Below are 14,413 nucleotides of genomic sequence, written 5' to 3'. Positions count from 1 at the left end.
GGTTTCCCCCACACGGACGCCCTCCGCGGAGCCCGCCCCGAGCCACCGCGCGAACGCCCGCCGCTCCGGCAACTCCCGGAGGCTTCGGGACCGGCTACAGCACCGGCAGGTTCTTGCGCAGTTCGAAGGCGGTGACCTCGGAGCGGTACTCCTCCCACTCCTGCTTCTTGTTGCGGAGGAAGAAGTCGAAGACGTGTTCGCCGAGGGTTTCGGCGACGAGTTCGCTGCGTTCCATGAGGGCGATGGCCTCGCCGAGGTTCTGGGGGAGGGGTTCGATGCCCATGGCGCGGCGTTCGGCGTCGCTGAGGGCCCAGACGTCGTCGTCGGCGCCGGCCGGGAGTTCGTAGCCCTCCTCGATGCCCTTGAGGCCGGCGGCGAGGAGGACGGCGTAGGTGAGGTAGGGGTTGGCGCCGGAGTCGATGGAGCGGACCTCGATGCGGGAGGAGCCCATCTTGCCGGGCTTGTACATGGGGACGCGGATGAGCGCGGAGCGGTTGTTGTGGCCCCAGCAGATGTAGGAGGGGGCCTCGCCGCCGGAGCCGGCGGTGCGGGAGGAGCCGCCCCAGATGCGCTTGTACGAGTTGACCCACTGGTTGGTGACGGCGGCGGTCTCGGCGGCGTGGCGCAGCAGGCCCGCGATGAAGGAGCGGCCGACCTTGGAGAGCTGGTACTCGGCGCCCGACTCGTAGAAGGCGTTCCGGTCGCCCTCGAAGAGGGAGAGGTGGGTGTGCATGCCGGAGCCGGGGTAATCGGAGAACGGCTTCGGCATGAAGGTGGCCTGCACGCCCTGCTCCAGCGCCACCTGCTTCATGATCAGCCGGAAGGTCATGATGTTGTCGGCGGTGGAGAGCGCGTCCGCGTAGCGGAGGTCGATCTCCTGCTGGCCGGGGGCGCCCTCGTGGTGGGAGAACTCGACCGAGATGCCCATCGACTCCAGCATGGTGATGGCCTGGCGGCGGAAGTCCATGCCCACGTTCTGCGGGGTGTGGTCGAAGTAGCCGGAGTTGTCGGCGGGGGTGGGGCGGGTGCCGTCGAGCGGCTTGTCCTTCAGGAGGAAGAACTCGATCTCGGGGTGGGTGTAGAAGGTGAACCCGAGGTCGGACGCCTTGGCCAGGGCCCGCTTGAGGACGAAGCGCGGGTCGGCGAAGGACGGCGAGCCGTCCGGCATGAGGATGTCGCAGAACATCCGGGCCGTGCCGGGGGCCTCGGCCCGCCAGGGCAGGATCTGGAAGGTGCCCGGGTCCGGCTTGGCGATCATGTCGGACTCGTAGACACGGGCGAAGCCCTCGATCGCGGAGCCGTCGAAGCCGATGCCCTCGTCGAACGCCTGCTCCAGTTCGGCGGGGGCGACGGCGACCGACTTGAGGAAGCCCAGCACGTCGGTGAACCACAGGCGCACGAACCGGATGTCGCGCTCTTCGAGCGTGCGGAGCACGAATTCCTGCTGCTTGTCCATTTCCACACCCATCCTCGCTGGTCAGGCCGCCTGATCCCACCGCCTCGGGCACATCGGGGGGCACCTGAGCATCCCACCACATGGTTTCGCGCACGTTGCACACCCATCTTGCCCGTCCGGGTGTGACAGAGGTAACCGGGGAAGGGCCGGGGAAGGGCCCGAGTCGTACCCCGTTCGGCCCACGGGACGCCTTCGCCCACTACGATCGGCGCCCATGGGGGCCACACGGCTCGAACGCCTGTCCCGGAACGCGCGTCCCATGGCACTGGTGAGTGCCGTGGCGACGCTCCTCGCCGCGCTCTTCGTCTGCCTCGGCGGCGGTCCGGCCGGGCCCGGCGGGTCCGCGGGGGGCTCGGGAGCGGGCGGTCCGGGCGGCGACGGGCCGGGGGGCCATACGGGTCACGGGCGGGGCGTCGCCCGCGCCGCCTTCCCCGACCTCCCGACCGCCCTGTCGGACCGCGCGACCGCCTCGTCAGGCCCTGGGGCCGCCCTGTCGGGCCCCCAAACCGCTCTGTCAGGCCCCCGGGCCGCCCTCCCGGGCCCCCGGACCGCGCCGTCGAGCCTCCCGGGCGCCTCGTCGGGCCTCCGGGCCGCCGCCCCCGGCGCCGTACCGGCCCGTGCTCCCCTCTCCGCGCCCGAGGCCGACCGCGCGACCTACGTGGTCTGCCCGTACGACGGGGGCGGCTGTTCGCTCTTCCCCTCGCTCTCCCCCGCGGTGCTCAGTGCCCCGCCCCTGGACCCGCCGCTGCACACCGAGGGCCGGCCGCCGCGTTTCGACGTGGGGGCCGGTGACGGTGCGGTGCTGCGTCCCGGGGTCCGGCCGCGCGCCCCGGACCTGCACGTCCTTCAAGTTCTTCGCACCTAGGGCCTGTCCGCCCTCCCCTGTCGCACACCCCCCCTTGACTTTTCATGACCAGAAGGACGAGACCACCATGGCCGCCAACCGCTCCACCTCCGCCGACCGCCGCGCCCGAATAGAGGAGATGCGCCGCGCCGAGCAGGCCCGGGAGCGTCGCAACCGCTTCCTCACCATCGGCGTCTCCGCCGTCGTCGTGCTGAGCCTCGTCGGCTTCGGCACCTTCGTGCTGATGAAGAAGTCCGACGAGGAGGACGCCAAGGCCGCCGCCGCCAAGGCGCCGATCGCCGGCGAGAAGTCCTGGGACGCGAAGAAGCTCGGCCGCAACCACGTCGAGACGGCCGTGAAGTACGACACCACGCCGCCGGTCGGCGGCGACCACCACCCGGTCTGGCTGAACTGCGACGGCGACGTCTACGACAAGGCCGTCCCCGAGGTGCACGCCGTGCACTCCCTGGAGCACGGCGCCGTGTGGGTGACGTACAACAAGAAGGCCGCCGAGGCCGACGTCAAGAAGCTGAAGGACAAGGTCTCCGGCACCCCCTACACGCTGATGAGCCCGGTCGACGGCCAGAGCGGCGCGATCATGCTGAGCGCCTGGGGCAAGCAGGTCACCGTGGACAGCGCCACCGACCCGCGCGTCGACGCCTTCTTCACCAAGTACGTCCAGGGCGCCCAGACCCCGGAGCCCGGCGCGGCCTGCACCGGCGGTGTCGGCGCCGACGGCATGGGCGGCGCCGGGATGGGCCAGTGACCCCCCGCCGCACGCGGTACGCGGCGGTGACGGCGGTCGCCCTGTCGGTGCTGTTCGCCGCGGGCGCGGTCACCGTCGCCTCGGCCGACCGCGACGAGGCGCCCCCGGTGCCGGGCACCGCCTCCGCGGACGCCGGTTTCGCCCGGGACATGTCGGTCCACCACCAGCAGGCCGTCGAGATGTCCTTCATCGTCCGGGACCGCACCCGGGACGAGGAGGTCCGCCGGCTCGCGTACGACATCGCCAACACCCAGGCCAACCAGCGGGGCATGATGCTCGGCTGGCTGGACATGTGGGGGCTGCCGAAGGTCCAGTCCGGTACGGCTCCGATGACGTGGATGGACATGCCCGTCACCGGCGACTCCGCCCCCAAGGACGGCGCCCTCATGCCCGGCATGGCGACCAACGCCCAGCTCGACGCGCTGCGCAAGGCGTCCGGCAAGGAGGCCGAGGTCCTGTACCTGAAGCTGATGACCGCGCACCACCGGGGCGGCGTGCACATGGCCCAGGGCTGTGTGGAGCGCTGCGCGGTGCCGCTCCAGCGGGACCTGGCCCAGGGCATGGTCGACGCCCAGGAGTCGGAGATCGCCCTGATGGCGGACATGCTGCGCAAGCGCGGCGCCACCGCCTGAGCGGTCCGCCGCACCCCGGCCCCCGTGACCCGCTGCGGTCGCGGGGGCCGGTGCGTGCCCGCAGAATGAAGGCGCTCGGGGACCCCGTACGCACGGCACACGTGACGGCGTCGACGGAAAGGCACGCACCCCATGACCACGGCGAAGGACATCATGCACCCGGGAGCCGAGTGGATCCCGGCCCACGAGACGCTGGACCGCGCCGCGCAGATGATGCGCAACCTGAACGTGGGGGCGCTCCCCGTCGCCGACGAGAACGAGCGGCTCTGCGGCATCGTCACCGACCGCGACATCGTGGTCCGCTGCGTGGCGATGGGCCACGACCCGGCGAAGGTGACCTGCGGGGAGATCGTCCAGGGCACGCCGCGCTGGATCGACTCGGGGGCGGACGTGGGCGCCGTCCTGGAGGAGATGCAGAGCCACCAGATCCGGCGGCTGCCGGTGATCGAGAACAAGCGGCTGGTCGGCATGATCAGCGAGGCGGACCTGGCCCAGCGGCTCTCGGACGAGCAGCTGAAGGCGTTCTGCGCGAGCGTGTACGCGGCCTCCTGAAGCCTCCTGGTCCTCTGAGGCGCCCGAGGTCTTCGCACCACCCCGAACGGCCCGGACCCCCGTCCGGGCCGTTCGGCGTTTCCCGCGCGGGTGCGGTTCCCCGGACATAGCGTCGGTCTGACGATTACACTGGGGGCGTGCCTCAACTACGCCTCGCGCTGAATCAGATCGACTCGACCGTCGGGGACGTCGCCGGGAACTCCGAGGCGGTCGTCCGCTGGACCCGGCACGCCGTCGGGCAGGGCGCGCACCTCGTCGCCTTCCCCGAGATGGCGCTGACCGGCTATCCCGTCGAGGACCTGGCCCTGCGGCCGTCCTTCGTCGAGGCGTCCCGGGCGGCGCTGCTCGCGCTCGCGCGGCGGCTCGCCGACGAGGGCCTCGGCGAGGTGCCGGTGGCCGTCGGCTACCTCGACCGCTCGGAGCGGGCGGTGCCCCGGCTGGGCCGTCCGGCGGGCGCGCCGGAGAACGCGGCGGCGGTGCTGCACCGGGGCCGGCCGGTGCTCCGCCTCGCCAAGCACCACCTGCCGAACTACGGCGTCTTCGACGAGTTCCGCTACTTCGTGCAGGGAGACACGCTGCCGGTGCTGCGGGTGCGCGGGGTGGACGTGGCGCTCGCGATCTGCGAGGACCTGTGGCAGGAGGGCGGCCGGGTGCCGGCGGCGCGCAGTGCCCGCGCCGGGCTGCTGCTGTCGCTGAACGCCTCCCCGTACGAGCGGGACAAGGACGACACCCGGCTGGAGCTGGTCCGGCGGCGGGCCCGGGAGGCCGGCTGCACGACCGCGTACCTGGCGAGCACCGGCGGCCAGGACGAGCTGGTCTTCGACGGCGACTCGATCGTGGTGGACGCGGAGGGCGGGGTGCTGGCGCGGGCCCCGCAGTTCGCGGAGGGGTGCGTGCTGCTCGACCTGGACCTGCCGGCGCACGACCCGGAGGCGCCCGCGCCGGGCACGGTGGTGGACGACGGGCTGCGGGTGGACCGGGCGGTCCTGGAGGGTCCGGCGGCCGAGGCGCTGCCGACGTACGAGCCGGAGCTGACGGGCGGTGTCGCGGACCGGCTCGACGGCGACGAGGAGGTCTACTCGGCGCTCGTCGTCGGGCTGCGCGCGTACGTGGCGAAGAACGGCTTCCGGTCGGTGGTGATCGGGCTCTCCGGCGGGATCGACTCGGCGCTGGTCGCCGCGATCGCCTGCGACGCGCTGGGCGCGGACCGGGTGCACGGGGTGTCGATGCCGTCGAAGTACTCCTCCGAGCACTCGAAGGAGGACGCGGCGGAGCTGGCCCGGCGCACCGGTCTGCGCCTGCGGACCGTCTCCGTCGAGCCGATGGTCGACGCCTACCGGGCGGCGCTGGAGCCGACCGGCCTGGCGGAGGAGAACCTCCAGTCGCGGGTGCGCGGCACGACCCTGATGACGATCTCCAACCAGGAGGGCCACCTCGTCCTCGCCCCGGGCAACAAGTCGGAGCTGGCGGTGGGGTACTCGACGCTGTACGGCGACTCCGTCGGCGCGTACGGCCCGATCAAGGACGTCTACAAGACGGACGTCTTCCGGCTGGCCCGCTGGCGCAACCGGGCCGCCGCCGCGCGCGACCGGACCCCGCCGATCCCGGAGAACTCGATCGCCAAGCCGCCCAGCGCCGAGCTGCGCCCCGGCCAGGTGGACACCGACTCGCTGCCGGACTACGACGTGCTCGACCGGATCCTCGCCCGGTACGTCGACGGGGACGAGGGCAAGGACGCGATCGTGGCGGCCGGCTTCGACGAGGAGCTGGTGGTGCGGACGCTGCGGATGGTGGACGCGGCGGAGTACAAGCGGCGCCAGTACCCGCCGGGGACCAAGATCTCGGCGAAGGGCTTCGGCAAGGACCGGCGGCTGCCGGTCACGAACCGCTGGCGGGAGACGACGGCACCGGGGTCCTGACCGGCTCCCCCGCGCCCCGCGCGACGACCTGCGAGGCGCCGGGCCGGCCGCCCGCGCGGTCCAGCAGGCCGGCGGTGACGGCGATGGCGAGGCCGGCGGCGGCGAGGGCCGAGCCGACCAGGGCCGGGGAGGTCCAGCCCCAGCCGGCCGCAACGGCGGCGCCGCCGGCCCAGGCGCCGCCCGCGTTGGCGAGGTTGAAGGCGGAGTGGTTGGAGGCGGAGGCCAGGGTGGGGGCGTCCTTCGCCTTCTCCATGACGAGCATCTGGAGCGGGGTGGTGGTCATGAAGCCGACGGCGCCGAGCACCACCACCGTGACCAGGGCGAGCCAGGGCACGTGGACGGTGAACCGGAAGGCGGCCAGGGCGAGCGCGAGGGCGGCCAGCGAGCCGTACAGGGTGGCGCGCGGGGCGCGGTCGGTGAGCGGTCCGGCGGCGAGCGCGCCGGCCGTCATGCCGAGGCCGAAGAGGGCGAGGACGAGGGTGACGGCGGAGGTGCCGAAGCCCATCACCTCGGTGGTCATGGAGGCCAGGTAGGAGTAGACGGCGAAGACGCCGGCGAAGCCGAAGACGGCGGTGAGCAGGCCGAGGAGGACCTGCGGGCGGCGCAGGGCGCGCAGTTCGCGGCCGAGGCCCCGGTGGTCGTCGAGGGGAAGGTCGGGGACGAGCCGGGCGAGGGCGGCGACGGCGGCCAGGCCGATGCCGGCGACCACGAGGAAGGTGGCGCGCCAGCCGAGGTGCTGGCCGAGCAGGGTGGCGGCGGGGACGCCGAGGATGTTGGCGACGGTCAGGCCGAGGAACATGGTGGCCACGGCGCGGGCCTGCCGGTCGGGGCGGACGAGCCGGGCGGCGACGACGGCGCCGACGCCGAAGAAGGCGCCGTGCGGGAGGCCCGCGAGGACCCGGCCGGCGAGGAGCCAGCCGTAGCCGGGGGCGAGGGCGGAGGCGAGGTTGCCGACGGTGAAGAGGACCATCAGCAGGAGCAGCATCCGCTTGCGGGGGACGCGGGAGCCGAGGGCGGTGAGCAGGGGGGCGCCGAGGACGACGCCGAGGGCGTAGGCGGAGACGAGGTGGCCCGCGGTGGGGACGGTGGTGCCGAGGTCGCCGGCGACATCGGGCAGCAGGCCCATCATCACGAACTCGGTGGTGCCGATGCCGAAAGCGGAGATGGCCAGGGCGAGCAGGGCCACGGGCATGGGTGGGAGACCCTTTCCGGTCCGAGGGTTTGTTTTCTTTCAAAACAAATTCTGGCAGACCGTGGGTCGTGCCCGCGCCACGGGGCGGGGGGGCTCCTGGGGGACGGGCCGGGAGCGGCGGGCTAGAAGCGGACGCGGGCGGCCAGCGGCAGGTGGTCGCTGTCGGTCTTCGGCAGCGTCCAGGACGACACCGGCTCGACGCCCCGCACCAGGATCTGGTCGATCCGGGCCATCGGGAAGGAGACCGGCCAGGAGAAGCCGAAGCCGTCGCCGGCCGCGCCCTGGGTGGAGCGGAGCTGGGCGCTGACGCCGTTGAGCGCGCGGTCGTTCAGGGTGCCGTTGAGGTCGCCGAGGAGGACGATCCGGGGCGCCCGGTCCTCGGAGATGGCCTCGCCCAGCGCGTTGGCGCTGGTGTCGCGCTGGTTGGCGGTGAAGCCCGCGTTGAGCTTGACCCGTACGGAGGGGAGGTGGGCGACGTAGACGCGGACCTCGCCCTGCGGGGCGATGACGGTGGCGCGCATGGCGCGGGTCCAGCCGAGGTGGATGTCGACCGGCTGCGGGTCGCGCAGCGGCAGCTTGCTCCACAGGCCGACGGTGCCCTGGACCGAGTGGTACGGGTACGCCTTCGCCAGCCCCCGCTCGTAGACCGGCACCATGCCGTCCTTCAGCTCCTCCAGGGCGAGCACCTCGGCGCCGGAGGCGGCGAGCTGACGGGCCGTGCCCTCGGGGTCGGGGTTGTCGGCGTTGACGTTGTGGGTGGCGACGGTGAGGTCGCCGCCGTCCGCCGACTTGTCGGCGACCAGGCCGCCGAAGAGGTCGAGCCAGACGACCGTCGGGAGGAGCAGGGCGAGCAGGGCGGTGGCGGAGCGGCGCAGCAGGGCGCACAGGAGGAGCAGCGGGACGAGGAGGCCGGCCCAGGGGAGGAAGGTCTCGGTGAGGCTGCCGAGGTTGCCGATCCGGTTGGGGATCCGTGAGTGGAAGGCCATCACGAGCGTCAGGACGACGGCGCACAGGGCCAGCAGGATGCCGCGCCGCCAGATCCCGGGGTCGCGGAGCAGGCGCCGGGCACCGGAGCGGAACCGGTCGCGCGGGGCGGAGGGCTCGCTCTCCGCGCCGTCGTGGTCCGTCTCCGTCATGTCCACCCGCGCCATCGCTGTCCTCACTCGCCTTGCCGTGCCGCCGTGCCGTCGGTGCTCCGGGCCCCGGCCACGACCCTAGGCGATGCCGGGCCCGGCGCACTCCCCCAGGGACGGGCGAGGCGCGTGCCGGAGTTCCGGCGGAGAGCCGGTTCGGGCGGGCTGTGACAGAACGCGCACATTCGCGGGGTGCGGCTTCGGGGGTACGGACCCCGGCCGGGACCCGTACCGCGAAACGGAAACGGAACCCGGGCGGGGGTCCGGCCCAGGACGCTTCGGCCAGGGGCCGGACCCGGGAGCGGGCTCAGGGACCGGGAGCGGGCTCAGGGCCCCGGGTTCAGGCGCTCGGCCTCGGGGCCCGGGCTCAGGCGCTCGGGCGGACGCCCGCGAGGATCGCGTCGACGACCTGGGCCGGGAAGTCCGGCGGCAGTTCGGCGTCGGGGTGGAGGACGGTGCGGAGCAGCAGGGGCCCGACGAACAGGTCGCTGACCAGGTCCAGGTCGAGGTCGGCCCGGACCTCGCCGGTGGCGACCCCGCGCTCCAGCACCTCGATGCCCACCCGGCGGCGGGGTTCGATGGCGGTGCGGTGGTACTGCTCCCAGAGCCGGGGGTGGGTCTGCATCTGGGCGAAGACGTTCCGCAGCAGCGCGGAGCCGCGCTTGGCGAGCCCGCGCTGCCGCATGAACTCCAGGAACATGATCAGGTCGTCGCGGACGGAGGTGCCGGGCAGCGCGGGGTCGGGCGGCTCGACCGAGCGGATCAGCTCGACGAAGAGGTCCTCCTTGCCGGACCAGCGGCGGTAGATGGTGGCCTTGCCGACGCCGGCGGTGCGGGCGATCCGCTCGATGGAGATGTCCCCGAGCGGGACCCCGGCCTCCAGCATCCCGACGACGGCGTCGAAGATCGCCTGGTCGGCGGCCTCGCTGCGGGGCCGGCCGCGCCGCGCCCCGCCCTCGGCACAGGCCGGCCGCGCGGTCTCCCGGCCGGGGGCCGGTCCGGGGTCGCCGGGGTTCTCGCCGTCCGTCAAGGACACGCGCTCCGCCTCTCGTCGTCGTGGAAAGCCGCCACCCCCTCCATTGTCTCCTCCGCCCCTCCCCCGCGCGGCCGGGTCAGCGGCGGGCCGGCTCCGGGGCGTCCGCGCCGGGCCGGGCCGGTGCGGGCGCGGCCGGGGTCCGGCCCGGCAGGAAGACGCCCACGACGATCGCGCCGACCGCCGCGATGCCCGCCGAGGCGTACGCGGTGACGTGCATCGCGTCGAGGAAGGCGGTGTACGCGGGGGTGACGAGGGCGTCGGCGTGGAGCTTCTCCGCGACCGCGAGGGTGGCCTCCAGCGACTCGCCCGCGGCGGCGCGCGCGGCCGGCGGGAGGACGTCGAGGTGGGGTTCGATCTCGCCCCGGTAGACGGAGGAGAGGACGGAGCCGAGCACCGCGACGCCGAGGGCGCCGCCGACCTGGCGGAAGGTGTTGTTGATGGCCGAGCCGGAGCCGGCCTTCTCGCGCGGCAGCGACTGCATGATCGCGACGGTGACCGGCGGCATGATGTGCGCCATGCCGGTGCCCTGGACGGTGAAGACCAGGCACATCACCCAGACCGGGGTGTCCGCGTCGAAGAAGGCGAAGGCGCCGAGGCCGAGGGCGACGGCGGCCATGCCGGTGGCGCAGACCGCGCGGGCGCCGAAGCGGTCGACGGCGTGCCGGGCCCGGGGCGCGAAGACCATCTGGGCGGCGGCGAGCGGCAGCAGCATCAGGCCGGAGTCGAGGGCGCTGTAGCCGCGGACGCTCTGGAGGTAGAAGGCGGAGAAGAAGGTCACGCCCATGAGGGCGAAGAAGACCAGGGCGATGGCGGCGACGGCGGCCGAGAAGACCGGCTTGCGGAAGTACGAGACGTCCAGGGCCGGGTGGTCGCTGCGCTTCTCGTACAGGACGAAGACGACGAGGACGGCGAGGCCGCCGAGGGCCGGGAGCAGGACCCCGGGCTCGGTGAAGGAGGCCCGCTCGCCGCCGCGGATGATGCCGTACACGAGGAGGACGAGGCCGAGGACGGAGAGCAGGACGCCGACGAGGTCGATCCGGCCGGGCGCGGGGTCGCGGGACTCGGGGACGAGCCAGGCCATCAGGACCAGGGCGAGGAGCACCACGGGCACGTTGACGAGGAAGATCGAGCCCCACCAGAAGTGCTCCAGGAGGACGCCGCCGGTGATGGGGCCGACGGCTATCGCGAGGCCGACGCTGCCGGCCCAGATGCCGATGGCCTTGGGCTGCTCGTCGCGCTCGAAGACGTTCATGAGGACGGCGAGGGTGGCGGGCATGACGAAGGCGGCGCCGAGGCCCATGACGGCCCGGTAGGCGATCAGTTCGCCCGGGGAGCCGGAGAAGGCGGCGAGGGCGGAGCCGAGGCCGAAGACGGTGATGCCGAAGAGGAGGGACCTCTTGCGGCCGAGCCGGTCGCCGAGGAGGCCGGAGGCGAAGAGGAGCCCGGCGAAGACGAGCGTGTAGGAGTTGATGGCCCACTCCAGCTCGCTCTGGGTGGCGCCGAGGCCGGTGGGGGCCGGGGAGGCGATCGTCTTGACCGCCACGTTCAGGATCGAGTTGTCGAGGACGACGATGAGCAGGCTGAGCATCAGGACGCCGAGGACGGCCCACCGGCGGCGGTGGACGGCTTCGGGGACGCGCGAGGGCGCGGCGGAGGACGGTGCGGACATGCGGCCCACTCTAGACCCATTACGAAACGAGACCGTCTCGTATCGAAAAAGATGGGGGACTCTTTGCGTCCGGATACCCGGACCGCACCCGGGCCGGGCCCGGACCGCTTCCGGACCGCTTCCGGGGCACGGCCGGGGCGGCGGCCCCGACGCGCCCCGGCCGCGCGGCGGGTGTACGAAGGGGACGTGACGGGCGTACGAAGGGGGCGCGACGGGCGCGTGGCGGGCGTGCGGCCGGTGTGGCGCCCGTACCACCGCCGTGTGAACAGCACCACGCCGCCCCACTTCCCCGCCCGCCCGGCGAAGTGCCACCATGGATGTGGTCCGGGGACGCCGTCAGGGCGCCTCGAGATGACGAAGGAGCCGTTCACCATGACGCTTCAGGCTGCCCAGAAACCGCCCGCCGACAGCACGAAGACGCTGTACGGGGGCACGGGCTCGCGCCGCCTCACCGTCCACGACATCGCCGCCGCCAAGCAGCGCGGCGAGAAGTGGCCCATGCTCACCGCCTACGACGCGATGACCGCCTCCGTCTTCGACGAGGCCGGCATCCCCGTGATCCTCGTCGGCGACTCCATGGGCAACTGCCACCTCGGCTACGAGACCACCGTGCCCGTCACGCTCGACGAGATGGCCATCCTCTCCGCCGCCGTCGTCCGGGGCACCAGGCGCGCCCTCGTCGTCGGCGACCTCACCTTCGGCTCGTACCAGGAGGGGCCCGTCCAGGCCCTGCGCAGCGCCACCCGGCTGGTGAAGGAGGCGGGCGTCCAGGCGGTCAAGCTGGAGGGCGGCGAGCGCTCCCTGCCGCAGACCGAGGCGCTGGTCCAGGCCGGCATCCCCGTCATGTCCCACCTGGGCCTGACCCCGCAGTCCGTGAACACCATGGGCTACCGGGTGCAGGGCCGCTCCGACGAGGGCGCCCACCGGCTGCTGCGCGACGCCAAGGCCGCCCAGGACGCGGGCGCCTTCGCGCTCGTCCTGGAACTGGTCCCGGCCGAACTGGCCGCCGAGGTCACCCGCACCCTCGACATCCCGGTCATCGGCATCGGCGCCGGCCCCGGCACCGACGCCCAGGTCCTCGTCTGGACCGACATGGCCGGGCTGACCGCCGGGAAGACCCCGCGCTTCAGCAAGCAGTACGCCCACCTCCGCGAGACGCTCGGCGACGCCGCCCGCGCCTTCGCCCAGGACGTGGCCGGCGGGTCCTTCCCCGCCGAGGAGCACACCTTCCACTAGGTCCCGCCCGACCATTTCCGGCACCACCGACAGCCCGCCGACATCCCCCGCGGCGGGCTGTCGGCCGTCTGTGGGCGGGCTGTCGGTGGCGGCCTGTTCCATGGGGGGCATGACGCGATCACACACCAACGCCGTCGAGGTACGGGGCCTCGTGAAGCACTTCGGCGCGACGAAGGCCCTCGACGGGGTCGACCTGGACGTCCGCGAGGGCACCGTCCTCGGCGTCCTCGGGCCCAACGGCGCCGGGAAGACCACCCTCGTCCGCTGCCTGTCCACCCTCCTCGTCCCGGACGCCGGGACCGCCTTCGTCGCCGGCTACGACGTGGTGCGCCAGCCCCGCCAGCTGCGCCGCACCATAGGACTCACCGGCCAGTACGCCTCCGTCGACGAGAAGCTCTCCGGCTTCGAGAACCTGTACATGATCGGGCGGCTGCTCGACCTGTCCCGCGCCGACGCCCGCCGCCGCGCCGACGAGCTCCTGGAGCGCTTCTCCCTCACCGAGGCCGCCAAGCGCCCCGCCATGACCTACTCCGGCGGCATGCGGCGCCGCCTCGACCTGGCCGCCTCGATGATCGGCCGGCCCGCCGTGCTCTACCTGGACGAGCCGACCACCGGCCTCGACCCCCGCACCCGCAACGAGGTGTGGGACGAGGTGCAGCGGATGGTCGCCGAGGGCGCCACCGTCCTGCTCACCACCCAGTACATGGAGGAGGCGGAGCAGCTCGCCAGTGAGCTGACCGTCATCGACCGGGGCCGGGTCATCGCCCGGGGCGGGGTGGACGAGCTGAAGGCCAGGGTCGGCGGCCGCACCCTGAAGGTCCGCCCGGCCGACCCGGCCGACCTGCCCGCGATGGCCGCCGCGCTCCGCGAGGCCGGTCTCGACGGGGTCGCCGGCGCGACCGTGGTGCCCGACGAGGACGCGCTGTACGTGCCGATCCTCAGCGACGAGCAGCTGACCGCCGTCGTCGGCCTCTTCGGCGCCCGCGGCTTCGGCATCTCCCACATCGGCACCCACCTGCCCAGCCTCGACGAGGTGTTCCTCGCCCTCACCGGCCAGAAGACCGCCGATTCCGACGCGATCCACGAGGAGGCCGCCGCATGAGCGCCACCACCCTGCCCCAGTCCCCCGTGGACGCCCCCGGCGCCCCGCCCGCCCGGCGGCCCGCCGGCGCCGCCGACGGCCGGATCGGCCTGCGGGCCAACCTCCGCCACATCGGCGCCCTCGCCCGGCGCAACGCCCTCCAGATCAAGCAGGACCCGGAGTCGATGTTCGACGCCGTCCTGATGCCGATCATCTTCATCCTGCTGTTCGTGTACGTCTTCGGCGGCGCGATGGCCGGCAAGGGCAACCAGCAGGAGTACGTGAACTACCTGGTGCCCGGCCTGATGGCGATGATGGGCATGAACATCGCGATGGCCGTCGGCAGCGGCGTCAACGACGACTTCAAGAAGGGCGTCATGGACCGGTTCCGGACCATGCCGATCGCCCGCTCCTCCGTCCTCATCGCGAAGATCGTCGTCGAGATCGGCCGCATGCTGGTGGCCACCGCGATCCTCCTCGGCATGGGCTTCCTGCTCGGCCTGGAGATCCACACCTCGGTCCTCGACCTGTTCGCCGCGATCGGCCTGTCGCTGGCCTTCGGCGCCTCGCTGATGTGGATCTTCATCCTGCTCGGCCTCAGCCTGAAGACGCCCCAGGCCGTCCAGGGCATGGCGATGCTGGTCCTGATGCCGCTCCAGTTCGGCTCGTCGATCTTCGCCAAGCCGACCACCATGCCGGGCTGGCTCCAGAGCTTCACCGAGTACAACCCGCTCTCCAACCTCGCCGACGCCGCCCGCAACCTGATCAACGGCGGTCCCGTCGCCCACTCCGTGTGGATGACGCTCGCCTGGGCCGTCGGCATCACCCTGGTCACCGCCCCGCTGGCGGTCTCCAAGTTCCGCAAGAAGACCTGACCCGCGGGGCCACCGGGACTCG

The 14,413-nt window shown here is 73.1% G+C and carries 12 protein-coding genes; 7 read left to right on the top strand and 5 right to left on the bottom strand.

Features of this window, described 5'->3' with window-relative positions; all coding sequences use genetic code 11:
• Positions 1–94: 94 nt before the first annotated feature.
• Complete coding sequence (gene glnA2, locus IE219_RS27005) at positions 95–1,456, bottom strand: gamma-glutamylpolyamine synthetase GlnA2 (protein WP_189982118.1); 1,362 nt, start codon at positions 1,454–1,456, stop codon at positions 95–97.
• 932 nt (positions 1,457–2,388) lie between these two features.
• Here glnA2 and IE219_RS27000 point away from each other — a divergent pair.
• From IE219_RS27000 to IE219_RS26985, 4 genes are all read left to right on the top strand, one after another.
• Complete coding sequence (locus IE219_RS27000) at positions 2,389–3,066, top strand: thioredoxin-like domain-containing protein (RefSeq protein WP_189982213.1); 678 nt, start codon at positions 2,389–2,391, stop codon at positions 3,064–3,066.
• Positions 3,063–3,698, top strand: coding sequence for a DUF305 domain-containing protein (locus IE219_RS26995; protein ID WP_189982116.1), 636 nt, complete (start codon positions 3,063–3,065; stop codon positions 3,696–3,698). The genes IE219_RS27000 and IE219_RS26995 overlap by 4 nt, the downstream gene beginning before the upstream one ends.
• A 132-nt stretch (positions 3,699–3,830) precedes the next feature.
• On the top strand, positions 3,831–4,250 hold the full coding sequence (locus tag IE219_RS26990; protein WP_189982114.1) for a CBS domain-containing protein: 420 nt from the start codon (positions 3,831–3,833) through the stop codon (positions 4,248–4,250).
• Between the two features lie 137 nt (positions 4,251–4,387).
• Positions 4,388–6,169, top strand: a complete 1,782-nt coding sequence (locus tag IE219_RS26985; RefSeq protein WP_189982113.1) for an NAD+ synthase — start codon at positions 4,388–4,390, stop codon at positions 6,167–6,169.
• On the opposite strand, the gene IE219_RS26980 is transcribed toward IE219_RS26985, so the two are convergent.
• The 4 genes from IE219_RS26980 to IE219_RS26965 form a co-directional block, all read right to left on the bottom strand.
• Positions 6,129–7,361, bottom strand: coding sequence for an MFS transporter (locus IE219_RS26980; protein ID WP_189982111.1), 1,233 nt, complete (start codon positions 7,359–7,361; stop codon positions 6,129–6,131). The genes IE219_RS26985 and IE219_RS26980 overlap by 41 nt on opposite strands.
• Before the next feature lie 122 nt (positions 7,362–7,483).
• A complete protein-coding gene (locus IE219_RS26975; RefSeq protein ID WP_229850030.1) occupies positions 7,484–8,497 on the bottom strand; it encodes an endonuclease/exonuclease/phosphatase family protein in 1,014 nt (337 codons plus the stop codon).
• 364 nt (positions 8,498–8,861) lie between these two features.
• On the bottom strand, positions 8,862–9,530 hold the full coding sequence (locus IE219_RS26970; RefSeq protein WP_229850028.1) for a TetR/AcrR family transcriptional regulator: 669 nt from the start codon (positions 9,528–9,530) through the stop codon (positions 8,862–8,864).
• Between the two features lie 76 nt (positions 9,531–9,606).
• Positions 9,607–11,199, bottom strand: a complete 1,593-nt coding sequence (locus IE219_RS26965; protein WP_189982106.1) for an MFS transporter — start codon at positions 11,197–11,199, stop codon at positions 9,607–9,609.
• A 372-nt stretch (positions 11,200–11,571) separates the two neighbouring features.
• On the opposite strand from IE219_RS26965, the gene panB reads away from it, so the two are divergent.
• The 3 genes from panB to IE219_RS26950 all read left to right on the top strand — a co-directional run bounded on the left by panB (position 11,572) and on the right by IE219_RS26950 (position 14,391).
• Positions 11,572–12,435, top strand: coding sequence for a 3-methyl-2-oxobutanoate hydroxymethyltransferase (gene panB / locus IE219_RS26960; protein ID WP_189982104.1), 864 nt, complete (start codon positions 11,572–11,574; stop codon positions 12,433–12,435).
• Positions 12,436–12,544: 109 nt separating this feature from the next.
• Positions 12,545–13,537, top strand: a complete 993-nt coding sequence (locus IE219_RS26955; protein ID WP_189982102.1) for an ATP-binding cassette domain-containing protein — start codon at positions 12,545–12,547, stop codon at positions 13,535–13,537.
• Positions 13,534–14,391 carry an ABC transporter permease gene (locus IE219_RS26950; RefSeq protein WP_189982099.1) on the top strand — a complete coding sequence of 286 codons (858 nt, stop codon included), beginning with the start codon at positions 13,534–13,536 and terminating at the stop codon, positions 14,389–14,391. Before IE219_RS26955 ends, IE219_RS26950 begins: the two co-directional genes overlap by 4 nt.
• Positions 14,392–14,413: the final 22 nt, after the last annotated feature.

Source organism: Streptomyces termitum, assembly GCF_014650175.1.
GTDB classification, from domain to species: Bacteria; Actinomycetota; Actinomycetes; order Streptomycetales; family Streptomycetaceae; genus Streptomyces; species Streptomyces termitum.
Note: the sequence above shows the minus strand (reverse complement) of the source record. Positions and strands in the feature narration are given on the sequence as shown.

What these genes read in the sequence shown, in the direction of transcription:
- IE219_RS26980 (WP_189982111.1), bottom strand. Translation starts at nt 7,361, where the DNA reads ATGCCCGTGGCCCTGCTCGCCCTGGCCATCTCCGCTTTCGGCATCGGC.
- IE219_RS26965 (WP_189982106.1), bottom strand. Translation starts at nt 11,199, where the DNA reads ATGTCCGCACCGTCCTCCGCCGCGCCCTCGCGCGTCCCCGAAGCCGTC.
- IE219_RS26990 (WP_189982114.1), top strand. Translation starts at nt 3,831, where the DNA reads ATGACCACGGCGAAGGACATCATGCACCCGGGAGCCGAGTGGATCCCG.
- IE219_RS26950 (WP_189982099.1), top strand. Translation starts at nt 13,534, where the DNA reads ATGAGCGCCACCACCCTGCCCCAGTCCCCCGTGGACGCCCCCGGCGCC.
- glnA2 (WP_189982118.1), bottom strand. Translation starts at nt 1,456, where the DNA reads ATGGACAAGCAGCAGGAATTCGTGCTCCGCACGCTCGAAGAGCGCGAC.
- panB (WP_189982104.1), top strand. Translation starts at nt 11,572, where the DNA reads ATGACGCTTCAGGCTGCCCAGAAACCGCCCGCCGACAGCACGAAGACG.
- IE219_RS27000 (WP_189982213.1), top strand. Translation starts at nt 2,389, where the DNA reads ATGGCCGCCAACCGCTCCACCTCCGCCGACCGCCGCGCCCGAATAGAG.
- IE219_RS26955 (WP_189982102.1), top strand. Translation starts at nt 12,545, where the DNA reads ATGACGCGATCACACACCAACGCCGTCGAGGTACGGGGCCTCGTGAAG.
- IE219_RS26975 (WP_229850030.1), bottom strand. Translation starts at nt 8,497, where the DNA reads ATGACGGAGACGGACCACGACGGCGCGGAGAGCGAGCCCTCCGCCCCG.